The 22,338-nt window shown below is 66.7% G+C and carries 10 protein-coding genes and 1 pseudogene; 3 read left to right on the forward strand and 8 right to left on the reverse strand.

Features of this window, described 5'->3' with window-relative positions; genetic code table 11:
- Nucleotides 1-6: 6 nt before the first annotated feature.
- Nucleotides 7-342, reverse strand: a complete 336-nt coding sequence (gene rbpA / locus ACLP4W_RS30540; RefSeq protein WP_442391397.1) for an RNA polymerase-binding protein RbpA — start codon at nt 340-342, stop codon at nt 7-9.
- A gap of 181 nt (nt 343-523) precedes the next feature.
- On the opposite strand from rbpA, the gene ACLP4W_RS30545 reads away from it, so the two are divergent.
- The 3 genes from ACLP4W_RS30545 to ACLP4W_RS30555 all read left to right on the forward strand — a co-directional run bounded on the left by ACLP4W_RS30545 (nt 524) and on the right by ACLP4W_RS30555 (nt 16,510).
- A complete protein-coding gene (locus ACLP4W_RS30545) occupies nt 524-874 on the forward strand; it encodes a hypothetical protein (RefSeq protein WP_442391399.1) in 351 nt (116 codons plus the stop codon).
- 381 nt (nt 875-1,255) lie between these two features.
- Nucleotides 1,256-13,801, forward strand: coding sequence for a type I polyketide synthase (locus ACLP4W_RS30550; RefSeq protein WP_442391401.1), 12,546 nt, complete (start codon nt 1,256-1,258; stop codon nt 13,799-13,801).
- 9 nt (nt 13,802-13,810) lie between these two features.
- Complete coding sequence (locus tag ACLP4W_RS30555) at nt 13,811-16,510, forward strand: sugar epimerase family protein (RefSeq protein WP_442391403.1); 2,700 nt, start codon at nt 13,811-13,813, stop codon at nt 16,508-16,510.
- On the opposite strand, the gene ACLP4W_RS30560 is transcribed toward ACLP4W_RS30555, so the two are convergent.
- The 7 genes and pseudogenes from ACLP4W_RS30560 to ACLP4W_RS30590 form a co-directional block, all read right to left on the reverse strand.
- Nucleotides 16,507-17,745: a cytochrome P450 gene (locus ACLP4W_RS30560; protein WP_442391405.1), complete on the reverse strand. Its 1,239-nt coding sequence runs from the start codon at nt 17,743-17,745 to the stop codon at nt 16,507-16,509. The genes ACLP4W_RS30555 and ACLP4W_RS30560 overlap by 4 nt on opposite strands.
- A complete protein-coding gene (locus ACLP4W_RS30565) occupies nt 17,742-18,938 on the reverse strand; it encodes a cytochrome P450 (protein WP_442391408.1) in 1,197 nt (398 codons plus the stop codon). Before ACLP4W_RS30565 ends, ACLP4W_RS30560 begins: the two co-directional genes overlap by 4 nt.
- Nucleotides 18,939-18,971: 33 nt before the next feature.
- The gene (locus ACLP4W_RS30570; RefSeq protein ID WP_442391410.1) at nt 18,972-19,409 is read right to left on the reverse strand and encodes a hypothetical protein; all 438 of its coding nucleotides are present in this window, start codon (nt 19,407-19,409) and stop codon (nt 18,972-18,974) included.
- Between the two features lie 34 nt (nt 19,410-19,443).
- Nucleotides 19,444-20,502, reverse strand: coding sequence for an NAD(P)H-dependent amine dehydrogenase family protein (locus ACLP4W_RS30575; protein WP_442391412.1), 1,059 nt, complete (start codon nt 20,500-20,502; stop codon nt 19,444-19,446).
- On the reverse strand, nt 20,499-21,572 hold the full coding sequence (locus ACLP4W_RS30580) for an NAD(P)H-dependent amine dehydrogenase family protein (RefSeq protein WP_442391414.1): 1,074 nt from the start codon (nt 21,570-21,572) through the stop codon (nt 20,499-20,501). Before ACLP4W_RS30580 ends, ACLP4W_RS30575 begins: the two co-directional genes overlap by 4 nt.
- Entirely contained in the window at nt 21,569-22,018 is a 450-nt protein-coding gene (locus tag ACLP4W_RS30585) for a hypothetical protein (RefSeq protein ID WP_442391416.1), read from the reverse strand. The genes ACLP4W_RS30580 and ACLP4W_RS30585 overlap by 4 nt, the downstream gene beginning before the upstream one ends.
- A gap of 21 nt (nt 22,019-22,039) precedes the next feature.
- Nucleotides 22,040-22,338, reverse strand: a pseudogene (locus tag ACLP4W_RS30590) (hypothetical protein); the annotation flags it as partial.

The following is a 22,338-nucleotide window of genomic DNA, read 5'->3' on the forward strand; positions in this document are numbered from 1 at the left end:
GGCGGATCAGCCCCGGCGGCGCGACCTGATCAGCTCGAGGCGCTCCTTGAGCAGCTCGTCAAGCTCTTCGACACTGCGGCGCTCCAGCAACATGTCCCAGTGCGTGCGCGGTGGCTTGACCTTCTTGGGCTCGGGCAGGTCGCCCTCGATGAGGGTGCCTTCCATGCCGTTGCGGCACAGCCAGGTGCCGGGGATGTCAGCGTCATCGGCGAAGGGAACCTCGAACTCCTCGCCGTTGTCGGTGCGGTACCGGGCGATCTGACGTGGCGCGAGGTCATGGTTGCGGTCGGTCTCGTAGCTCACGGCTCCAAGGCGACTGCCTCTCAGGACGCGATCAGCCATGCGTGCTACTCCTTATGGGTCCTCTGGGCTTCCGCTGGGTTTTGGTGCAATTCTGTCCGTTTGGCAAACGCTATGACGGTCTGCATAGTTCCCAGGCCGACAGGCGGGATACGCGACGCGACCATCGGCGACCCTCAATGATACCCGGACCACGCGAGACGGCGGACTAAAGTCGGCAGGCGTGACCCGTCGCGCCCACCCTCAGCCGTGCCGTTGGTGCGGTCGAGACGTCACCGACGCCGGGATGGGCCGTCGCCGCCAGTACTGCCGGCAGTCTTGCCGGCAGCGGGCGTACGAGCAACGTGCCTCGCTGAGCCGAGGTGAGGCCGGGGCCCTGCCGGCGGACGCGGTGGTGCTGTCCGCCGACGATGCGGCCGACCTATCGGACCGCGTTTACCAGGTGCGATGCGCGGCGGAGGATGTCGTGACGGCGCTCGACGAGGGAGCCGGGGCGACCGAATTGCGCGAACTGTGCGATGTGCTGATACGGGCCGCCCGGGCCGCCGACGGCTGGCGCCGAGCGGGCGTCTGACCTGCCCCTGACCACCAGCGATGGATGTCCCGGTACAGTCGCGCCATGGACGGCGCGCCAGGTGTATCCAGCTGAACCGGACATCCGGAGTGCACCGGGCGTGTCGGCGCGCAGGGGCGCCTCCCCATGCACGGGCGAAGCCGTTCCCCTTCGGCAAGTCGGGAGTATCGGACGTTTTTGAAATCCTGCCGGAGTTAGCCATACTCACCAACGACATTCTTGGGCCGGAGAGCAGCACCACGCTGGTCGAAAAATCGGCGCTGGTCGAAAAATCGGCGCTGGTCGAAAAATCGCAGACGTCGCTTCCCGTGACTCGGCGACAGCCGCATCCTGCGGTTAAAGACGGCCAAAATTTGGGTGAGGGTTAGGCGAGGGGCAGTGATGGCGGATCAACTCCAGCATGCAACCGAAGCGCTGCGCAAAGCGCTGGTCCAGGTTGAGCGCCTGAAGCGCACCAACCGTGCGTTGCTGGACCGGTCGAGTGAGCCGATCGCGATCGTCGGTATGTCATGCCGGTTCCCCGGCGGGGTGGACACCCCGGAGGCCCTCTGGCAAATGGTGGCCAACGGCCGCGATGTGATATCGGAGTTTCCCGCCGATCGCGGGTGGGACCTGGCGGGCCTGTTCGACCCGGATCCCGACGCGCGCCACAAGTGCTACGTGCGCACCGGTGGTTTCGTCGATGGTGTCGCCGACTTCGACCCGGCTTTCTTTGGCATCGCGCCGAGTGAGGCGCTGGCGATGGATCCCCAGCACCGGATGTTGCTGGAGTTGTCGTGGGAGGCGTTGGAGCGGGCCGGGATTGATCCCGGCGGGCTGCGCGGCAGTGCTACCGGGGTGTTCGCCGGACTCATCGTCCAGGGCTACGGCATGTTGGCCGAGGAGATCGAGGGTTATCGGCTGACCGGAATGACGTCCAGCGTCGCGTCGGGCCGCGTGTCGTATGTGCTGGGGCTGGAGGGCCCGGCGGTTTCGGTGGATACGGCGTGTTCGTCGTCGCTGGTGGCGTTGCACATGGCGGTGCAGTCGCTGCGCTCCGGCGAGTGCGACCTGGCGCTGGCCGGCGGCGCGACCGTCAACGCCACGCCGACGGTCTTCGTGGAGTTCAGCCGGCACCGCGGGCTGGCCCCGGACGGCCGGTGCAAGGCCTACGCCGGGGCCTCCGACGGGGTCGGCTGGTCCGAGGGCGGGGCCGTGCTGGTCGTGGAGCGGTTGTCGGACGCGCAGCGGTTGGGTCATCCGGTGTTGGCGCTGGTGCGGGGTTCGGCGGTTAATCAGGATGGGGCGTCGAATGGGTTGACCGCGCCCAACGGTCCCTCTCAGCAGCGGGTGGTACGCGCGGCGTTGTCCAACGCCGGGCTGTCGGCGGCCGAGGTCGATGCGGTGGAAGGCCACGGCACGGGTACCACGTTGGGCGATCCGATTGAGGCCCAGGCCTTGTTGGCGACCTACGGACAGGACCGGGCCGAGCCGCTATGGCTGGGGTCGATCAAGTCGAACATGGGTCACACGCAGGCCGCCGCCGGTGTCGCCGGTGTGATCAAGATGGTGCAGGCGATGCGCCACGAGACGCTGCCGGCGACATTGCATGTCGATGTGCCCAGCCCGCATGTGGATTGGTCGGCGGGATCGGTGTCACTTCTGACCGAGGCGCGGCCCTGGCCGGCCGACGCTCGGCCGCGTCGAGCGGGGGTGTCGTCGTTTGGGATCAGCGGCACCAATGCGCATGTGATCGTCGAGTCAACCCCGGCCGAGCAACGCGCTGCGGGCGGATCCACGGTGCCGGTGGTGCCGTGGGTGATCTCAGCGAAGTCGGCGGGCGCATTAGAGGCTCAAGCCGGGCGGTTGGCCGAGCATGTGCGTGCCCATCCTGAGCTGGATGCTCCTGATGTGGCGTGGTCGTTGGCGGGCCGGTCGACTTTCGAGCATCGGGCCGTCGTTGTCGGGGGTGATCGGGACCGGTTGCTGGCCGGGCTGGACGAGCTGGTCACCGACGCAATCGTTTCGGTGATTCGGGGCACCGCCACCCCCGCGGGCAAGATCGTTTTCGTCTTCCCCGGTCAAGGCTCCCAATGGCCGGGCATGGGCATCGAATTGCTGGATACCGCGCCGGTATTCGCGCAACAGATCGAGGCGTGCGCGGAGGCGTTCTCGGAATTCGTCGACTGGTCGCTGATCGACGTGCTGCGCGGCGCGCCGGGCGCTCCGGGCATGGATCGCGTCGACGTGGTGCAGCCGGTGCTGTTCGCGGTGATGGTGTCGCTGGCCGAACTGTGGAAGTCGGTTGGCGTAACCCCGGACGCCGTTATCGGCCACTCGCAAGGTGAAATCGCCGCGGCGTACGTCGCCGGCGCGCTGTCGCTACGCGATGCGGCAAAGGTGGTGACGCTGCGCAGCAAGTTGCTGAGGTCACTGGCCGGCCCAGGGGGGATGTTGTCGATCGCGTGCAGCACCGAGCGGGCCCGGGAGTTGTTGGCGCCCTACGGTAATCGAGTCAGCATCGCCGCCGTCAACGGCCGGTCGGCTGTCGTGGTGTCCGGTGACGTGATCGCACTGGAGGAGCTCATCGGCTTCTGCGCCGACCTCGACCTGCGAACCCGGCGGATCGACGTGGACTATGCCTCCCATTCGGTTGAGGTGGAGGCCATTCGCGGGGAGCTCGCCGAGGTTCTGGCCGGTATCGAGCCGCGATCCTCGCGCACCGCCTTCTTTTCGACCGTGACCGGAAGCCGTTTGGACACGGCGGGATTGGATGCCGAATACTGGTATCGCAATATCCGCCAGACCGTCCAGTTGGACCAGGCGGTGCGAAACGCGTGTGACCACGGATACCGGACATTCATCGAATCCAGTCCGCATCCCGCGTTGATCGCCGGGATCGAAGACACCGCCAACCACTGCGCGACCGGCACTGCCGGCGACATCGAGGCCCCTGAGGCCACCGCCATTCCCACCCTGGGCCGCGATGACGGCGGACTGGAGCGGTTCCTGACGTCGGCCGCCACCGCGTTCGTCGCGGGAGTGAGTGTGGATTGGCGCGGGGTACTGGGTGGTGCGGGGTTTGTCGAGCTGCCGACGTATGCCTTTGACCGGCGCAGGTTTTGGCTGTCCGGCGAAGGCATGGCAGCCGACGCCACCGGCTTGGGGCTGGGAGCCAGCGAACACCCGTTGCTGGGGGCGGTCGTCGAGCTGCCGGCGTCGGGCGGGGTCATGCTGACGGGCCGGCTGTCGCCGAGTTTGCAAGGCTGGCTGGCCGATCACGCCGTGTCCGGTGCGGTGGTATTCCCCGGCGCCGGATTTGTCGAGTTGGCGATCCGCGCCGGCGACGAAGTCGGTTGTTCGACGGTCGACGAGCTGACGCTACAAGCGCCGTTGATGTTGCCGGGCAAGGATTCTCGATCGGGCTCGGTTGCCGTCCAAGTAGTGGTGGGTCCCGCCGAAGAATCCGGTCAGCGCAACGTGTCGATTTTTTCGCGCCCCGATGCCGGCTCCGGCTGGGTGTGCCACGCGGAGGGAACGCTGAGAACCGGATCGGTCGAGCCGGGCGCGGATCTGACGGCGTGGCCGCCGGCGGGCGCGGTCGCGGTGGACACGGCCGACGCCTACCAGCGGTTGGCGGAGCGCGGCTACGGCTACGGCCCGGCCTTCCAAGGGTTGACCGCGACCTGGGCGCGCGGCGACGAGGTGTTCGCCGAGGCGCGCCTGCCCGACGCCGCCGGCGGCGTCACCGGGTTCGGCGTGCACCCGGCGTTGCTTGACGCGGCGATGCACGCGGTGGTGATGGCCAACCAAACCGGTGCCGGACTGATGTTGCCGTTCTCCTGGCAGGGCGTGTCTTTGCACGCCGCCGGTGCATCGGCGGTAAGGGCGCGAATCGCGCCGGCCGGCCCCACTGGAACTTCAGCCGTCTCGATCGAACTCGCCGACGGGTTGGGATTGCCGGTGCTGTCGGTGGGCGCGATGGTGGCCCGTCCGGTGAGCGAGCAGCAGCTGCGTGCGGCAATTTCGGGCGCGGGCCCGGACCGGCTCTTCGAGCTCGTTTGGTCACCGGCGACGACGACCCGTGCGGCCGGTGTCAATCCGCCGCCATCCCACCGGCTGATCGAATCACCTGCCACTGGCCAAGATCCGGTGGCGGAAACCTACCAGCGCACGCGTGAAGTGCTGGCTGCCCTGCAATGTTGGCTGACCGAACATGACTCGGGAGTGCTGGTCGTGGCGACGCGGGCGGCGATGGGGTTGGCGGGGGAGGACGTCACCGACTTAGCCGGCGCGGCGGTGTGGGGGCTGGTGCGGTCGGCGCAGACCGAGCATCCCGGCCGGATCGTGCTCGTGGATTCCGATGCGTCCCTTGATGATAGCGCGATTGCCACCGTTCTCGCGGTCGGTGAGCCTCAGGTGTTGTTGCGCGCCGGCAAGGTCTACACGGCACGGGTGCATGGCAGCAGCGCAGTCGACGGCATCATGACTCCCCCCGGCGACGGGCCCTGGCGGCTGGGCATCAGCACCGCGGGCACGTTCGAAAACTTGCGACTGGAGCCGGTTCCCAACGCCGATGCGCCGCTGGAGCCGGGTCAGGTTCGGGTGGCTCTTCGCGCGATCGCCGCGAACTTCCGCGACGTCATGATCACACTGGGCATGTTCACCCACGACGCTCTGCTCGGTGGTGAAGGCGCCGGCGTGGTGGTCGAGGTCGGCCCCGGTGTCACCGAGTTCGCGGTCGGTGATTCGGTGTACGGATTCTTCCCCGACGGCAGCGGCACGCTGGTCGCCGGCGATGTCCGCCTGCTGCTGCGGAAACCAAGCGACTGGTCCTACGCCGAAGCCGCCGCCATATCGGCCGTTTTCACCACCGCGTACATGGCGTTCATCCACCTGGCCGATGTCAAACCGGGACAGCGGGTGTTGGTGCATGCAGCCGCCGGTGGCGTGGGGATGGCGGCGGTCCAGTTGGCCCGGCATCTGGGCCTCGAGGTGTTCGGGACCGCCAGCCGTGGCAAGTGGGACACTCTGCGGGCCATGGGCTTTGACGACGACCACATAGCGGATTCACGCAGTTGCGAGTTTGAGGACAAGTTCCGCGCGGTCACCGGCGGCCGCGGCATGGATGTGGTGCTGGACTCGCTGGCCGGTGAATTCGTCGATGCCTCACTACGGCTGGTCGCCCCCGGCGGTGTGTTCTTGGAGATGGGCAAGACCGACATCCGCGACCCGGGTGTGGTCGCCCAGGAGTACCCGGGTGTTCGCTACCGGGCCTTCGACCTGTTCGAGCCCGGACGTCCCCGGATGCATCAGTGGATGCTCGAGCTCGCCGAACTTTTCGATGACGGAGTGCTGAAGCCGTTGCCGGTGACCACGTTTGACGTGCGACGCGCTCGTGCGGCGTTGCGGTACCTGAGTCAGGCTCGCCACATCGGCAAGGTGGTCATGACTTTGCCTTTTGCGCCGGGTGGTGGGCTGGGTGCGGGCACCGTGCTGGTCACCGGCGGGACCGGCATGGCGGGGTCGACGCTGGCTCGTCACCTGGTGGCCCACCACGGGGTTCGGGACCTGGTGCTGCTGAGCCGGCGCGGTCCGGACGCGCCCGGGTCTGCCGAATTGAGCGCCGAGTTGGAGGGGGCCGGAGCTCGGGTGCGAGTCGTCGCGTGTGACGCGGCCGACCGAGCGGCGCTGGCGGAGGTGATTGCGGACATCTCGTCGCAACGGCCGCTCTCGGGCGTCATTCACGCGGCCGGCGTGCTTGACGACGCGATGGTCACCTCACTGACGCCCGAGCGGATGGACGCGGTACTGCGGGCCAAGGTGGACGCGGCGTGGAATCTGCACGAGTTGACCCGTGATCTGGAGCTGTCGGCGTTCGTGATGTTTTCCTCGATGGCCGGGCTGGTGGGATCCTCGGGCCAAGGCAACTACGGGGCGGCCAACTCGTTCCTCGATGGGCTGGCTGCGCATCGGCGGGCGCACGGGCTGCCCGCGATCTCGCTGGCGTGGGGACTGTGGGCGCAAGCCAGCGCGATGACCGGCGGACTCGACGCCGCCGACCTCGCCCGGCTGGGCCGCGACGGGATTTTGGCGTTGTCCTCGGCCGAGGCGATGGAATTGTTCGACACCGCTTTGATCGTCGACGAACCGTTCCTGGCGCCGGCCCGCATCGATCTCGGCGCCCTGCGCGCCCATGCGAACGCGGTACCGCCGATGTTCACCGACCTGCTCAACGCGCCGACCCGGCGCCGGGTCGACGACTCGCTGGCGGCGGCGAAATCGAAATCGGCGCTCGCGCATCGCCTGCACGGGCTGCCCGAAGCCGAGCAGCACGCCGTGCTGCTGGGCCTGGTGGGCTCGCACATCGCCACCGTGCTGGGGAACACCACCGCCGAGGCGATCGACCCGGACAAGGCGTTCCAGGAGTTGGGCTTTGACTCGCTGACGGCGGTCGAAATGCGTAATCGGCTGAAAACCGCTACCGGACTGTCACTTTCGCCCACACTCATCTTCGACTACCCCACACCCAACGGCTTGGCCGGCTACATCCGCACCGAACTCGCCGGAGTGCCACAAGAGATCGGGCACGCCCCGGTCGTTCGTGCCACCTACGACGATGAGATCGCGATCGTCGGCATGTCCTGCCGCTATCCGGGCGGGGTGAATTCGCCCGACGATCTTTGGGACATGCTGATCGAGGGTCGCGACGTGCTCGCCGAATTCCCCAGCGACCGCGGTTGGAACCTGGCGGGGCTGTACAACCCGGACCCCGATGTCGCGGGTACGTGCAACACTCGCACCGGTGGCTTCGTGGAGGGCGTCGCCGACTTCGACCCCGCCTTCTTCGGCGTCACGCCGAGCGAGGCGCTGGCCATGGACCCCCAGCAGCGCATGTTCCTCGAACTGTCCTGGGAAGCCCTGGAGCGCGCGGGAATTGAACCCGGCGGATTGCGGGGCAGCGCCACCGGTGTGTTCGCCGGGGTGTACACCCAGGGCTACGGAATGGGCGCCGTGCCGGCCGCGGAAGGGTTCCGGCTGACCGGTCAGTCGTGCAGCGTCGCGTCGGGGCGGGTGTCGTATGTGCTGGGGTTGGAGGGCCCGGCGGTGTCGGTGGACACGGCGTGTTCGTCGTCGTTGGTGGCGTTGCACATGGCGGTGCAGTCGCTGCGCTCCGGTGAATGCGATCTCGCGCTGGCCGGCGGCGTCACGGTCAATGCCACGCCCGACATCTTCGTGGAATTCAGCCGCATGCGCGGGTTGTCGGCCGATGGCCGCTGCAAGGCGTTCGCCGGCGCGGCGGACGGCACCGGATTCTCCGAAGGCGGCGGCATGCTCGTGGTGGAGCGGTTGTCGGACGCGCAGCGGCTCGGGCATCCGATGCTGGCGGTGGTGCGGGGTTCGGCGATCAACCAGGACGGCGCATCCAACGGGTTGACCGCGCCCAATGGTCCGTCGCAGCAGCGGGTGGTGCGCGCTGCGCTGGCCAATGCCGGGTTGTCGGCGTCCGAGGTGGATGCGGTCGAGGGCCACGGAACCGGGACCACATTGGGCGATCCGATTGAGGCCCAGGCATTGCTGGCGACCTACGGGCAACAACGGGGTGAGCTTGGAGAGCCGCTGTGGTTGGGGTCGATCAAGTCCAACATGGGTCACACGCAGGCCGCCGCCGGTGTCGCCGGGGTGATCAAGATGGTGCTGGCGATGCGCCACGAGATGTTGCCGGCGACGTTGCATGTCGATGAGCCAAGCCCGCATGTGGATTGGTCGATGGGATCGGTGTCGTTGCTGACCGAGGCGCGGTCGTGGCCGGCGAATGGTCGTATTCGCAGGGCCGGGGTCTCGTCATTCGGCATCAGCGGCACTAACGCGCATGTGATTGTCGAGGCAGTCCCGGTCGGGCAACGCGCAGCGGGCGGATCCACGGTGTCGGTGGTGCCGTGGGTGATCTCAGCGAAATCGGCTGGCGCATTGGAGGCTCAGGCCGGGCGGTTGGCCGAGCATGTGCGTGCCCATCCGGAGCTGGAGATCGCCGATGTGGGGTGGTCGTTGGCGGGCCGTTCCAACTTCGAGCATCGGGCCGTCGTCGTCGGCAGTGACCGCGACGGCTTGCTGGCCGGGCTGGACGAGCTGGCCACCGACGAAGCCGTACCGGTCATTCGCGGGACGGCGACGCCGGGCGGCAAGACCGTCTTCGTCTTCCCCGGTCAAGGCTCCCAAACGCTGGGCATGGGAATGGGTCTGCACGCCGGATATCCGGTTTTCGCCGAGGCGTTCAACACCGTCGTGGGCGAACTGGATCGACACCTGCTGCGCCCACTGCGCGAGGTGATGTGGGGCCATGACGAAAACCTGTTGAACACCACGGAGTTCGCGCAGCCCGCGCTGTTCGCGGTGGAAGTTGCCTTGTTCCGGCTGCTCGAATCCTGGGGTGTGCGGCCCGACTTCGTGATGGGCCACTCGGTCGGCGAGTTGTCGGCGGCCCACGTCGCCGGCGTGCTGTCGCTGGAAAACGCCGCGGTGTTAGTGGCGGCCCGTGGCCGCTTCATGCAAGCCCTGCCGGCGGGCGGGGCGATGATCGCCGTGCAGGCCACCGAGGACGAAGTGCGGCCGCTGCTGACGACCAGGGTCGGCATCGCGGCGGTCAACGGGCCGGCCTCCGTGGTGATTTCGGGTGACCAGAACGGTGTGGTCGCGGTGACAGATCAGCTTCGCGCCAACGGCCGCCGAGTCCACCAACTGGCCGTCTCCCACGCCTTCCACTCCCCGTTGATGGATCCGATGGTCGACGAATTCGGAACGGTCGCCGCGGGGCTCGCGATCGGTCAGTCCAGCATCCCGATCGTGTCGAACGTGACCGGGCAGCTGGCGGGAGACGACTTCGCGTCGGCGGCGTACTGGAAGCGCCACATCCGCGAAGCGGTGCGGTTCTCCGACAGCATCCGCTTCGTGCACTCGGCCGGCGCAAACCGTTTCCTCGAGGTCGGGCCCAGCAGTGGCCTGGCGGTGTCGATCGAAGAATCGCTACCCACTGACGGGCAAGTTCCCGTGGTCACGATGTCCGCGCTGCGCAAGGACCGACCCGAGCCGGCAACCCTGGCCAGCGCCGTCGCGCAAGGGTTTGTCAACGGTATGGACGTGAACTGGCACGCCGCGCTCGGCGAGGCCAACTTCGTGGAGTTGCCCACGTATGCCTTTGAGCGACGGCGGTTTTGGCTCTCCGCCGATGGTGTCGCGAGCGATGCCGCCGGCTTGGGACTGGCGGCCAGCGAGCACGCGTTGCTGGGCGCGGTGGTCGAGCTGCCGGCCTCGGGCGGGGTGGTGCTGACAGGCCGGTTGTCGCCCAGCACGCAGGGCTGGTTGGCCGACCACGCTGTCGGTGGCGTCGTGCTGTTCCCCGGAGCGGGGTTTGTGGAGTTGGCGATTCGCGCCGGCGACGAGGTCGGCTGCGGAGTCGTCGACGAGTTGAATCTGGCGGCGCCGCTGGTTTTGCCGGCTGGGCCCTCCGGGGGATCGGTCGCAGTACAAGTGGTCGTCGGTGGCCCGGACGATTCGGGTGTCCGTGCGGTGTCGGTGTTCTCGCGGGCCGAAACGGGGTCCGGCTGGTCGTTGCACGCCGAGGGCGTGCTGAGCGCGGGATCGGTAGAGCCCAGCGCGGACCTGTCGGCGTGGCCGCCGCTGGGTGCGGTCCCGGTGGATGTCGCCGACGGGTATGAGCGGTTGGCCGAACGCGGGTATGGATATGGGCCGGCGTTCCGGGGCCTGACCTCGATGTGGCGTCGCGGCGATGAAGTGTTCGCCGAGGTGACGCTGCCCGCGGATGCCGGGGTTTCCGTGGCCGGGTTTGGCGTCCACCCCGCGGTGCTCGATGCGGCGTTGCACGCGGTGATCTTGACCGCCGATAGTGGCGGCGAACTTGCCGAGGGCTCGGTGCTGGTGCCCTTCTCCTGGCAGCACGTGTCGTTGCACGCCGCGGGCGCGTCGGCGGTGCGGGCGCGGATCGCACCGACGGGCCCGTCCTCGGTGTCCATCGAGTTGGCCGACGGGTTGGGCCTGCCGGTGCTGTCGGTTTCGTCGATGGTGGCGCGGCCGGTGACCGCTCGGCAACTGCTGGCCGCGGTGTCGAATTCCGGGCCGGACAGGCTCTTCGAGGTCATCTGGTCCGCTCAGCCGTCGTCCGAAGCGCCGCCGGTATCGGTGTCCGCCTGGGGAGCACCGGATTTGGACAACACCGAGGCCGAACTCCCGGCGGTGCTGTTCGAATCGCCACCGGTGGCCGGTGACGTCGTGACGGAGGTCCACGCGGCGACCCGCGCGGTGCTTCCGGTGCTGCAGTCGTGGTTGGCCCGCGACGGGGCGGGAACGTTGGTGGTGTCAACCCGGGGCGCGATGGCGTTGCCGGGGGAGGACGTCACCGATTTGGCGGGCGCCGCGGTGTGGGGGCTGGTGCGGTCGGCACAGACCGAGCATCCCGGCCGAATCGTGCTCGTCGACACCGACACGCAGTTGGATCCCGACGCGATCGCAGCGGTTTTGGCGACTGCCGAACCGCAGGTGTTGCTACGGAATCAGACGGTCTACACCGCGCGGGTGCACGGCAGCCGCGCCGTCGGCGGACTCTTGGTGCCACCCGATGACGGGCCATGGCGGCTGGGCATGAGCAGTTACGGCACGATCGAGAATCTGCGGTTGGAGCGGATCCCCGATGCCGAGGCGCCGCTGGGTCCCGGTCAGGTGCGGGTCGCCGTGTCGGCCATCGCCGCCAACTTCCGCGACGTGATGATCGCGTTGGGCCTCTATCCCGACCCCGACGCCGTAATGGGTATCGAGGCGTCCGGCGTTGTCTTGGAAGCTGGTCCCGAAACCGCTTTGGGGTATGGCCGTTTCGCGGTAGGCGACCGCGTCATGGGCCTGTTCCCCGATGGGACCGGGACCATCGCGACCACCGACCAGCGCTTGCTGGTCAAGGTGCCGGCCGGATGGTCACACACCGCCGCCGCGACCGCTTCGGTGGCCTTCGCCACGGCGTCTTACGCGCTGGTCGACCTGGCGGGTGTCAAGCCCGCTCAGCGGGTACTGGTGCACGCCGCCGCCGGCGGGGTGGGAATGGCCGCGGTGCAGTTGGCCCGGCACTTCGGTCTGGAAGTGTTCGCGACGGCCAGCCGTGGCAAGTGGGACACGTTGCGGGCCATGGGCTTTGACGACGATCACATTTCTGATTCGCGCAGTTGCGAGTTTGAGGACAAGTTCCGGGCGGTCACCGGCGGGCGAGGCATGGATGTGGTGCTCGACTCGCTGTCCGGCGATTTCGTGGATGCTTCGCTGCGGCTGGTTGCTCCCGGCGGGGTGTTCTTGGAGATGGGCAAGACCGACATCCGCGACCCCGAGATCGTCGCGCGGGATCACCCCGGCGTCCGATACCGCGCCTTCGATCTCTTCGAAGCCGGACCGGAACGCATTCGGCAGATGCTCGATGACTTGGCGGCGCTGTTCGCCGACGACGTCTTGCAGGCGTTGCCGGTCACCAGGTTTGACGTGCGACGCGCGCCGGCGGCGTTGCGGTATTTGAGCCAGGCCCGCCATGTCGGCAAGGTTGTGATGAGCATGCCGGATGCCTGGGTGGCCGGAACGGTGCTGATCACGGGTGCGACCGGGATGGCGGGTTCGGCGTTGGCGCGCCACGTCGTGAACCGGCACGGCGCGCGCAACCTGGTGCTGGTGAGTCGGCGCGGGCTGGATGCGCCAGGAGCCGCGGAGCTGATGACCGAGCTGACTGCAGCCGGCGCCCAGGTCCAGGTGGTGGCCTGCGATGCGGCGGACCGCGAGGCGCTGGCCAAGGTGCTCGCCGATATCCCGGTGCAGCGACCGCTGTCTGGTGTGATTCACGCGGCCGGGGTGCTCGACGACGCGGTGATCTCGTCGCTGACGCCGGACCGTGTAGACGCGGTGTTGCGCGCCAAGGCCGATGCGGCGTGGAACCTGCACGAGCTGACCCGTGACCTCGATGTGTCTGCGTTCGTGATGTTCTCGTCGATGGCCGGGTTGGCGGGAGCGTCAGGCCAAGCCAACTACGCGGCGGCCAACTCGTTCCTCGACGGGTTGGCGGTGCACCGGCGGACTCAGGGATTGCCGGCGATATCGCTGGCGTGGGGTCTGTGGGATCAGGCCAGCGCCATGACCGGTGCGCTGGGCGCCGCCGACCGTGCCCGGTTCGGCCGGGACGGGATTGTCGCGATGTCCTCCGATCAGGCGCTGGAATTGATGGACACCGCGTTGATTGTCGACGAGCCGTTTTTGTTGCCGGCCCACATCGACCTCGCCGCCCTCCGGGTCAAGTTCGACGCGGGCACGTTGCCCCCGATGTTCGTCGACTTGATCAACGCACCGACCCGGCGTCAGGTTGACGACTCCCTGGCCGCCGCCAAATCGAAATCGGCTCTGCTGCAGCGCCTCGAAGGACTGCCCGAAGACGAGCAACATGCGGTTCTGCTGGACTTGGTGCGGTCCAACATCGCCACGGTGCTGGGCAACTCGAGCCCGGAGGCCATCGATCCGGACCGGGCGTTCCAGGAGTTGGGCTTCGACTCGCTGACTGCCGTCGAGATGCGCAACCGACTTAAATCCGCGACCGGACTGGCCCTTTCGCCAACGCTGATCTTCGACTACCCGAATTCGGCCGCGCTGGCCGGTTACATGCACCGCGAACTCGTTGGCACCTCCGATCAACACGCGCGGGCCGCCGCGCCCGGGGAGGCCGAAATCCAACGGGTTGTGGGGTCCATTCCGGTCAAGCGCCTACGTCAGGCGGGAGTTTTGGAGCTGTTGCTCGCGTTGGCAAATGAAGCCGACGTCGACGGTCAGGCGGCGACCCCAGCCACTAAGGAAAAGGACATCGCGGACATGGACCTCGACGCCCTGGTCAACGTGGCCTTGATGGACGACGAGTAGGGCTAGTCAGTGAGGATCGCGGTCACGGGGGCCGGTGGCGTACTCGGCCGCGGGCTCGCCGCCCGATTGCTCGGCCAGGGCCACGATGTAGTCGGCATCGCCCGCCATCGACCCGAAAGCTGGTCGAGTGCGGCCGATTTCGTCGCGGCAGACATCCGCGACACCGCCGCGGTCAAGCGCGCGCTCGCCGGTGCGGACGTCGTCGCGCACTGCGCATGGGCAAAGAGTCCCGGTCCCGACGACCGGATCAGCGAGCAGGTCAACATCGGGGGCACGCGCAACGTCCTCGAGGCGATGGCTGAGACCGGCACCCGGCGCATCGTTTTCCCGTCCTCGGCACACGTCTACGGTGGGGGAGGCGGTCCGAAGGCCGAGTCCGACGCGATGGCTCCGGCATCCGATGAGGGCCGGCACAAGGCCCGCGTCGAAGAAATGCTCGCGGCCTCCGACGTCGAATCGGTCGCGATTCGCAGCGCGCTCATCCTCGGCCGCGGCGTCGACAATTGGGTGCGCCGGCTGCTGGCGCTGCCGGCGTTTCCCGATGGATCGGCCGATCGCCGCGTGCAGGTGATCCACATCGACGACGCGCTTCGATTGTTGGTCCGCGCGATCTTCGAAACCGAAACCGAAACCGGCGGCGGCCCGATCAATCTGGCCGCCCCGGGCGCACCGACATTTCGCCAGATCGCAGCCGCGGTGGGACGACCGATCGTGCCGCTGAGCGGCAGGCTTGGGGCGGGGCGGCGACGCGGCCCGACCCCGTTGGCCGAGCTGGAGCTGGTGCGGAACGCGCCGCTGATGGACACCTCGCGGCTGCGCGATGACTGGCGATTCCAACCGGCCTGGAACGCCGACGAATGCGTCGAAGACTTCGCATTGGCGGTGCGCGGCCGGGTCGCCGTGGGCAGGCGGGTGATATCGCTGCCCTGGCGGTTGGCCAACATCCAGGACCTGCCCGCCGTCGACGCACCCTCCGATGATGGAGTGGTGCCGAGATTGGCTGGCCCGGAAGGAGATAACGGCGAATTCGATACGCCGATCGACCCGCGCTTCCCGACGTACCTGGCCACCAATTTGTCGGAGGCGCTGCCCGGCCCGTTCTCACCGTCGTCGGCGTCGGCAACCGTGCGTGGCCTGCGCGCCGGCGGCGTGGCCATCGCGGAGCGGCTGCGGCCCGGCGGGATCATCCAGCGTGAAATCGCCATGCGCACCGTCGCGGTGTTCGCGCACCGGCTCTACGGTGCCATCACGTCGGCGCATTTCATGGCCGAGACCGTGCCGTTCACCAAGCCCGCGACGATCGTCAGCAACAGCGGATTCTTCGGCCCCAGCATGGCCTCCCTGCCGATCTTCGGCGCGGAGCGCCCGCCGTCGGAATCCGGCCGCGCCCGAAGGCAACTGCGGACCCTCCGCAACATCGGGGTATTCGGCGTCAACCTGGTCGGCCTGAGCGCCGGTTCGCCCGGAGACACCCAAGCCTTCATCGCCGATGTGGATCGTTTGGAGCGGCTTGTCGGCGGTGACCTCACCCAACTCGACGATCGTCGACTACTCAGCCTGATGCTGTTGGCACGCGACCATGTGGTGCACGGCTGGGTGCTGGCGTCGGGTTCGTTCATGCTGTGCGCGGCATTCAACGTGTTGTTGCGCGGCTTGTGCGGTAAAGACACCGCGCCGCCCGCCGGACCCGAATTGGTGAGTGCGCGTTCGGTGGAGGCGGTGCAGCGGCTGGTGGGCGCCGCGCGGCGCGACCCGAACGTGACTCGCCTGCTGGCCGAACCCGGCAAGCACCTTGATGTGCTGGCCGCCCGGGCGCCGCAGTTTCACGCCGCGGTGCTGTCCGAGCTGGCGCTCATCGGTCACCGCGGACCGGCCGAGGTCGAAATGCTGTCGACCAGCTACGCCGACGATCCCGAGTTGCTGGTCCGGATGGTGGCCAGAGCGGTCAGCGCGCCTCCCGCGGCTCCAATTTCTGGGCCCCGGCACCCGGCGATTCCGTTGCGGGCCAGGCCCGTTGCGTATCTGGCCGCCCGCCAACTGCGCGACCGCGAAGTCCGCCGCGACAAAATGGTGCGCGCCATCTGGCTGCTGCGCGGCCTGCTGCGCGAGTACGGGCGCCGGCTAACCGAAGCCGGCGTCTTCGACAGCGCCGACGACGTGTTCTATCTGCTGATCGATGAGCTCGACGAACCCGCCCGACTCCCGATTGACGTCGCGAAGCTGGTGGCCCGGCGGCGCGCCGAACAGCGCAGGCTGGCCGGTGTCGTTCCGCCTACGGTGTTCAGCGGGAGCTGGCAGCCGTCCATCGCGTCGTCGCCGGCGCTGGGCACCGGGGGCATTCTGCGCGGAGTCGGCGTGTGTGGGGGCCGGGTACGCGGCCGGGTGCGGATCGTGCGACCCGAGACGATCGACGATCTGCAACCCGGCGAGATTCTCGTCGCGGAGGTCACCGACGTCGGCTACACCGCCGCCTTCTGCTACGCCGCGGCCGTGGTGACCGAGCTGGGTGGTCCGATGTCACACGCGGCCGTGGTGGCCCGCGAGTTCGGGTTCCCGTGTGTGGTGGACGTTCAGGGGGCCACCCGGTCTTTGCCGCCGGGAGCGCTCGTCGAGGTCGACGGCAGTACAGGGGAGATCCACGTGCTCAACGCTGACCCCGAAGACGTGTCGTCGCTTCCGGCGAGCGACCGAGGTCCGAACGCCTCCTAGAAAGATGCGGTGTCGAACTCCACGTGCAGGCTCGTCGGGCCGCTCATGCCCAGCAGCGGCTTCCACTCTGCCGGGCCGACCCGGCGAGGGTTCGGCAAGCGCCCGGCAAGAATCTTGAGCGCTTCGGCAAGTTCGAGCCTGGCTAGGTTGGCCCCTAGGCAGTAGTGCACGCCGCCGCCGAAGGTCAGAATGGCAGGCGGTTCATCGCGGGTGATGTCGAAGCGGTCGGGATCGTCATAAACCGCGGGATCACAGTTGGCCGCGAAGGTATTCACGAAAATGAAGGTCCCAGCGGGGAAGTTGTATCCGCCCAACACGGCGTCTTCATTCACGGTACGCAGCGTGCTGCACACCGCCGGTGAATGCCGCATGCTCTCCTCGACCGCCGGCATTGCCAGTTCGGGATGATCGCGCAGCATCGCCCACTGGCCGGGGTGATCGAAGAGGACCTGCATGGAAGCAGCCAACTGATTGCGGGTGGTATCCGTTCCCGCTACCAACAAGCTGGCCACCATCATTCGCAGTTCGTCGGCATTGAGTCGGTCACCGTGGTCCTCGGCGCGGATGAGGTCGGAGAGGAGATCGTCAGTCAGACTGCGTCGTCGCCCGGCGACCATATCATCGACGTAGCTGTCCAGCTCGCCCCACGCGCGCAGCACGGCCGGCGTTTCGTCGACGAGATTGACAGCGAAGCTGACCATCTTGAATACCTCGTCGGCCCATAGCGAAAACTGTTGCCAATCTGCATCGGGCACACCGAGTAGTGCGCAGATGATCGGGATCGGATAGGGCCGGGCAATGTCCGCGACGACGTCACAGGCGCCCGCATCGGCAACACGATCGGCCAGTTCGTTGACCACTTTGCCGATCGTGTCGTGCAGGCGCGCGGTCGCGCGCGGCGTGAATGCCTTCGATACGAGGCTACGCAGCCGATGGTGTTCTGCGCCTTCGGCGCACATGATGCTGCCCACGACTCTGTCCCACAGCGGACCCGACGTAACACCCTGAGCCGTCAGGTGGATACCGGGCGGGATCACGAACCGATTGTCCCGAAGAACGGCTCTGGCGAGTTCGTAGTTGAGGACTTCCGGACCCAAGGGACCGATCGCGATCGGCGCCAGCTGCTGGGCTGCCCGAATCCGGGGATAGACCTCACGCGGAGTTTCCGTGACGTCATAGCTGAGCGTCGGCAGACCCGCGTCGAAAACGTTGGGCATTTCAATGTCGACGGTCACCGAATCTCCTTGTCGCCCTTGCGAGTAATCCGCAGCGGTAGCAGGGACAATGTGCAGGTTGGGGATGGCCACCTGATTTCGGGCCGGTATCCGTGTGAAAGCTCGAAATCGGGAATGCGGCTTAGCCATTCGGTTATGACGACGTTCATTTCCATCCGAGCCAGATGCGAACCTACGCAACGGTGCGGACCGCCACCGAAGCCCCAGTGCTTGTGCACCTTGCCATCCATCACCAGGGCATCACCGGATATCGCATCGCTACCGTCCCGGTTGATCGCGCCGAGGCACAGCCGCACCCGAGAGCCCGCTGGCAGCCTGATCCCGGCAACGGTGACATCCTCGGTCGTCACCCGTGGGACGACGGGAGCCGACGACTCCAGTCGGACGATCTCCTCGACGAAAACGCCAATTTCTTCTGGCTTTTCACGAAGCCTAGCGCGCACGTCGGGACGGCGTGCCAAGTCTAGGATTGCTGCCCCGATGGCCGAGGTGACCGTGTCCAGGCCCGCCAGAACGAAGAAGAAGGCCATTCCGAGGGCTTCCTCGTCGGTGAGCGCGTCCTCGCCTGCAAGCACCTGAGAGAGGACATCGTTACCCGGATTCTGGCGATGCTCGGCGACGGCGTCGGTGAGGTATGCGAACAGCTCGAGCGCCGGTGTGAGATCAGGGGTTTCGCCGGCGGCGTTCGGAATACTCAGTTCGATGATGGCATCCTTCCACGCTATGAGTCGCTCCCTATCCTGCAGCGGCAGGCCGAACAGCGTCAGGAAGACCTGCGACGGGTACGGGGTCGCCAAGTCGGCCATCACCTCGCACTCGTCGCGTGCAGCAATCGAGTCAATGATGTCGATCGCTTGGGCCTGAATCGACGGCAGTACCGCGGCGAGCGCATGCGGACTGAAGAATGGCTGCAGAATCCTCCGAAACCGGGTGTGTTCCGGAGGATCAAACGCTGCCGGCACCAGCGGTAGTGGGCTGCCGACCACTTCGAATGCTTTCTTGGACGAGAACACGTTCGGATTGCGCAGCGCTGCAAGTACATCCGCCCGACGAGTCAGGGCGTACCAGCCGTCACTCAATACCACCGGACCGGCTTCCCGCAATTTGGCCCAGCCGGCGCCCCGGTCGAGGGACATCGGCAGATCGGTCAAGTCGAGCTCGGGAATTCCCCGAGAGTCATGAGCCTCGGCCATGCCGTCTGTTCCTTTCGGTTGGCTCGTCAGCGATCACGGCACATTGGTGGACAGAAATGTCAGCGGAAGGCCGAGCACCGACAGGTCGACTTCGTCGAGGTAGGTGCCCTCGCCCTCGAAGTTCTGGCGGAAGCGCGTTGTCGCTCCGTAGCGGTCTGCGACGGCTTCAGCCGCCGAGGCCGCCGGAACCCGGATTACCACGGTGTACACCCCGTCGCCGTGACGCTCGAGGAATTCATTCACCGAAGCGGCCACCGACGCGGTCGACCCTGGAATCGGGCTGATCAGCTCGATGCCTCGATTCCAGTCCAGGCACACCTGCACGCCGAGCTCAGTCAGTTCGAGGTCCTCGAAGCCGAATCCGAGGTCGGTGAACAGCTTCGCCATATCAGCGTGCCGATGTGGTGCCACGGCGAACACGACGTGATGGAGCAGAGGGGATGAGTCTGGTGTGGTCATTTCCTGGGTCATTGACGTATTCCTATCGAAAGTTATCAATTTGCGGCTAATTGGCATTGGCACGGAGGACTCCGCGCGGAAGTAGCAGCGGCAGGTCGTTGTAGGTGGCGATGCCGGGAGCAGCCGAGACCACGGCGGGTATCGCGGTGATCGCCGGCATGGCGGTAATCGTGAGACCCAACATGATGTAGTCGTCCAACGTTTCGCCCTGGAAGTCTGGCGGCGGAAGGAAGCTCAGTGTGGTCTTGATTGTCGGTTGACCTTGAACCTCGATGGTATAGCCCATGTCCAGCGGCCAATCCGGATCCAGGGATTGACCCTTGCGCCAGCGCCCACGGATCTCGATGACCTCTCGCTCACCGACAATCCCCTTCCAACGGACATCCACGCCGGCGACGCAGCCTTTCGCGATCGTCCATTCGCCAGGAAGATGGAGATCCTCGGTGGTCTGGGCGTACTGGACTTCGCAACGCACGTCGTCGAGCCCCGCACCCAGAGCGTCGGCGATCAGCAACACGCCGTCCCGGAAGATGCCGGAGCCCTTCTCGGTGATGGCCGGAAGATCTGGCTGATCGATGGGATAACCGAAGCCCATGGGTATTTCAGTTTCGGGCGAGTTGTAGATAGTGGTATCAACGGATTCCAGCATCGACACCTTGTCTACTCGGTCCGAGAGCCCGGCCGACACGATGGCGAATAGTTGGATGAAACCGGGGTTGATGCCACTGCCGAAGATGGTTGATCCGCCCTGTTCGCAGGCTTGGGCGATGCGATCGCGCCCCGCACCGAGGAAGTGGCCGGTGATGAATCCCGCGGTGCCCACCACGTTGATGCCCGCACCGAGGATACGGACCAGCTCGTCGACGTCGGCGAACATCGGGTTGTACACCACACAGTCCGGCTTGAGCGCCAGCAAGGCCTCAACATCGTTGGTGGCCTTCACATTGAGGGGATCGATCCCGCACAGCTCGCCAACATCGTGCCCGACCTTCTCCGGCGACCAGGCATAGCATCCGACGAGCTCCAGTGTCGGGTTTGCGGCTATCGCCCGTACCGAACTCTTGCCGACGTTGCCGGTCGTCCACTGAACGACTCGATACGTCAACGGGCCAGTCCTGTCGAGAGCACGCCGCGGCCGACGATGGTGGGCAGATCGAGGAAGGTACGGATTCCCGGAGCCGCCGCACAGACCGGAGCGATCGCGTGCACGGCATGCATGGCGGTGCCCAGACAGGCCTGGTCGGTGTCGTCCTCGTCGTGGACGGCGATCCGCGATTCGAGCACCATCGACGGAATGCCCTCGACCGTCACTTTCCAGCCTCGCCCATTCGGCCAGTGCGGAGCCTGGTCTGGCCCGAGACGGGTGATGTGCTCGACGGTCAGGGCCCGGCGCCCCTCGATGATGGCGCTGTAGGCGAATCGCACCGCCGATACGGTCCCGGCCTCTACGCGGCCTGCCTTGACCTCGATCGGTTTATCGGTCGTGGCGACCTGGCGCTGCCAGACGTAGTCCTCGATCGTGGCGCCGAGTCCCTCGGCGACCAGCATCAGCGGGGCCTTGAACGACAGTGCGCCGATAGCGGGTTCGTCCATGGGCACCCGCGCGTCGGGCGGCTTACCGAAGCCCATGACGTCGAACAATACGAACGGCTGTTCGTAGGTGCTGTAGTCCATCAGCTCCTGCACCACCAGCGAATCGATCCGGCGGAACAGTCCGGACATGGTCAGTGGCAGTACTTCTGAGCCCCAGCCCGGTTCGATACCGGTGCCGTGAAACGAACTCTGCCCGTCGGCGCAGGCCGCTTCGAGGCGTTCGACGACGTCCCCATCGGTGCTCTGTGGGTAGATCCACGCGGTGACCGCGGTGGACACCACGTTCTTACCCGAGGCCAGCAGCCGACAGATGTCGTCAAGCGCGGCTGGTGGATTCCAGTCACCCTGGGCGTGGTAGAGCACACAGTCGGCGTCCAGTGCAAGGATCTCGTCGACGTCTTTCGTTGCGATGACACCGATCGGGTCGATGCCGACGATCTCGCCGACATCCCTTCCGGCCTTGGCGTCGCTGTAGACCAGCGCCCCTACCAGTTCGAGGTCGGCGTGTTCGTGCACAGCCGCGACCGCGTGCTTGCCGACGTTGCCGGTGCCCCATTGGATGACACGCAGTTTTCGTGTCATGGGTGCGGCACCGCGTGCTGTTGGGCCGCCTGGCGAGCGAGCCGTTCGTTATGAATCCTGACGAGTTCGCGGAACCCGAGGCGGTGATACTTGGGTATCGGCTGAATTCCCCAGACGTCCTGGGCGGTGGCCTTCCCGGCGGTGCCCTCCGGTGGTCCCAACGGCGGGTACGGGTACTGGCACTCGAGCGTGTCGTTGGAGTATCGAATCTTCAGCAGCTCGCTGCAGATTTCGGTGAGGCTCAGCGTCGGGTAACCGTAGTAGACCGCCATGAACGGCAACGTGAAGGCACCCTCGATGACCAGTGCGATCAGGCACACCAAGACGGCCCGCTTGATCCATTTATGCATCCGTGCGTAGTACGGCGTTGTCCCCGGCTCGAGATCGTCGGGATCTTTGGCCGGGTCGTTTTCCTCGGTAGGTGACGGCAAAGAAGATGAAGTCATGGCAATGCTCCTTAAACCTGTTCAGTCGGAGAAGATTTCGCGGTTAACCGTGTGCAGGTACGGGATCGCGAGAAACGGGGTGATGTAGAAGATGTCGTAGAGCCACCAGCCGATGACCGGGAATACGACACCGGCGTAGCGCACATCGGCGAACATCGTCATGTTGAACACATAGCAGGACCAGATCACCACACCCATCCAGCAGGTGACGACCATCCACTGATGACCCCACCGCTTCATCTGTAAGAACCCAATCGCCGCGGCGATGCGCATCGTGAACACGGTGAGGATCAGTCCGACCTCCAACGCTTTTTCGCCGG

The organism is Mycobacterium sp., assembly GCF_052145595.1.
Lineage (GTDB): Bacteria > Actinomycetota > Actinomycetes > Mycobacteriales > Mycobacteriaceae > Mycobacterium.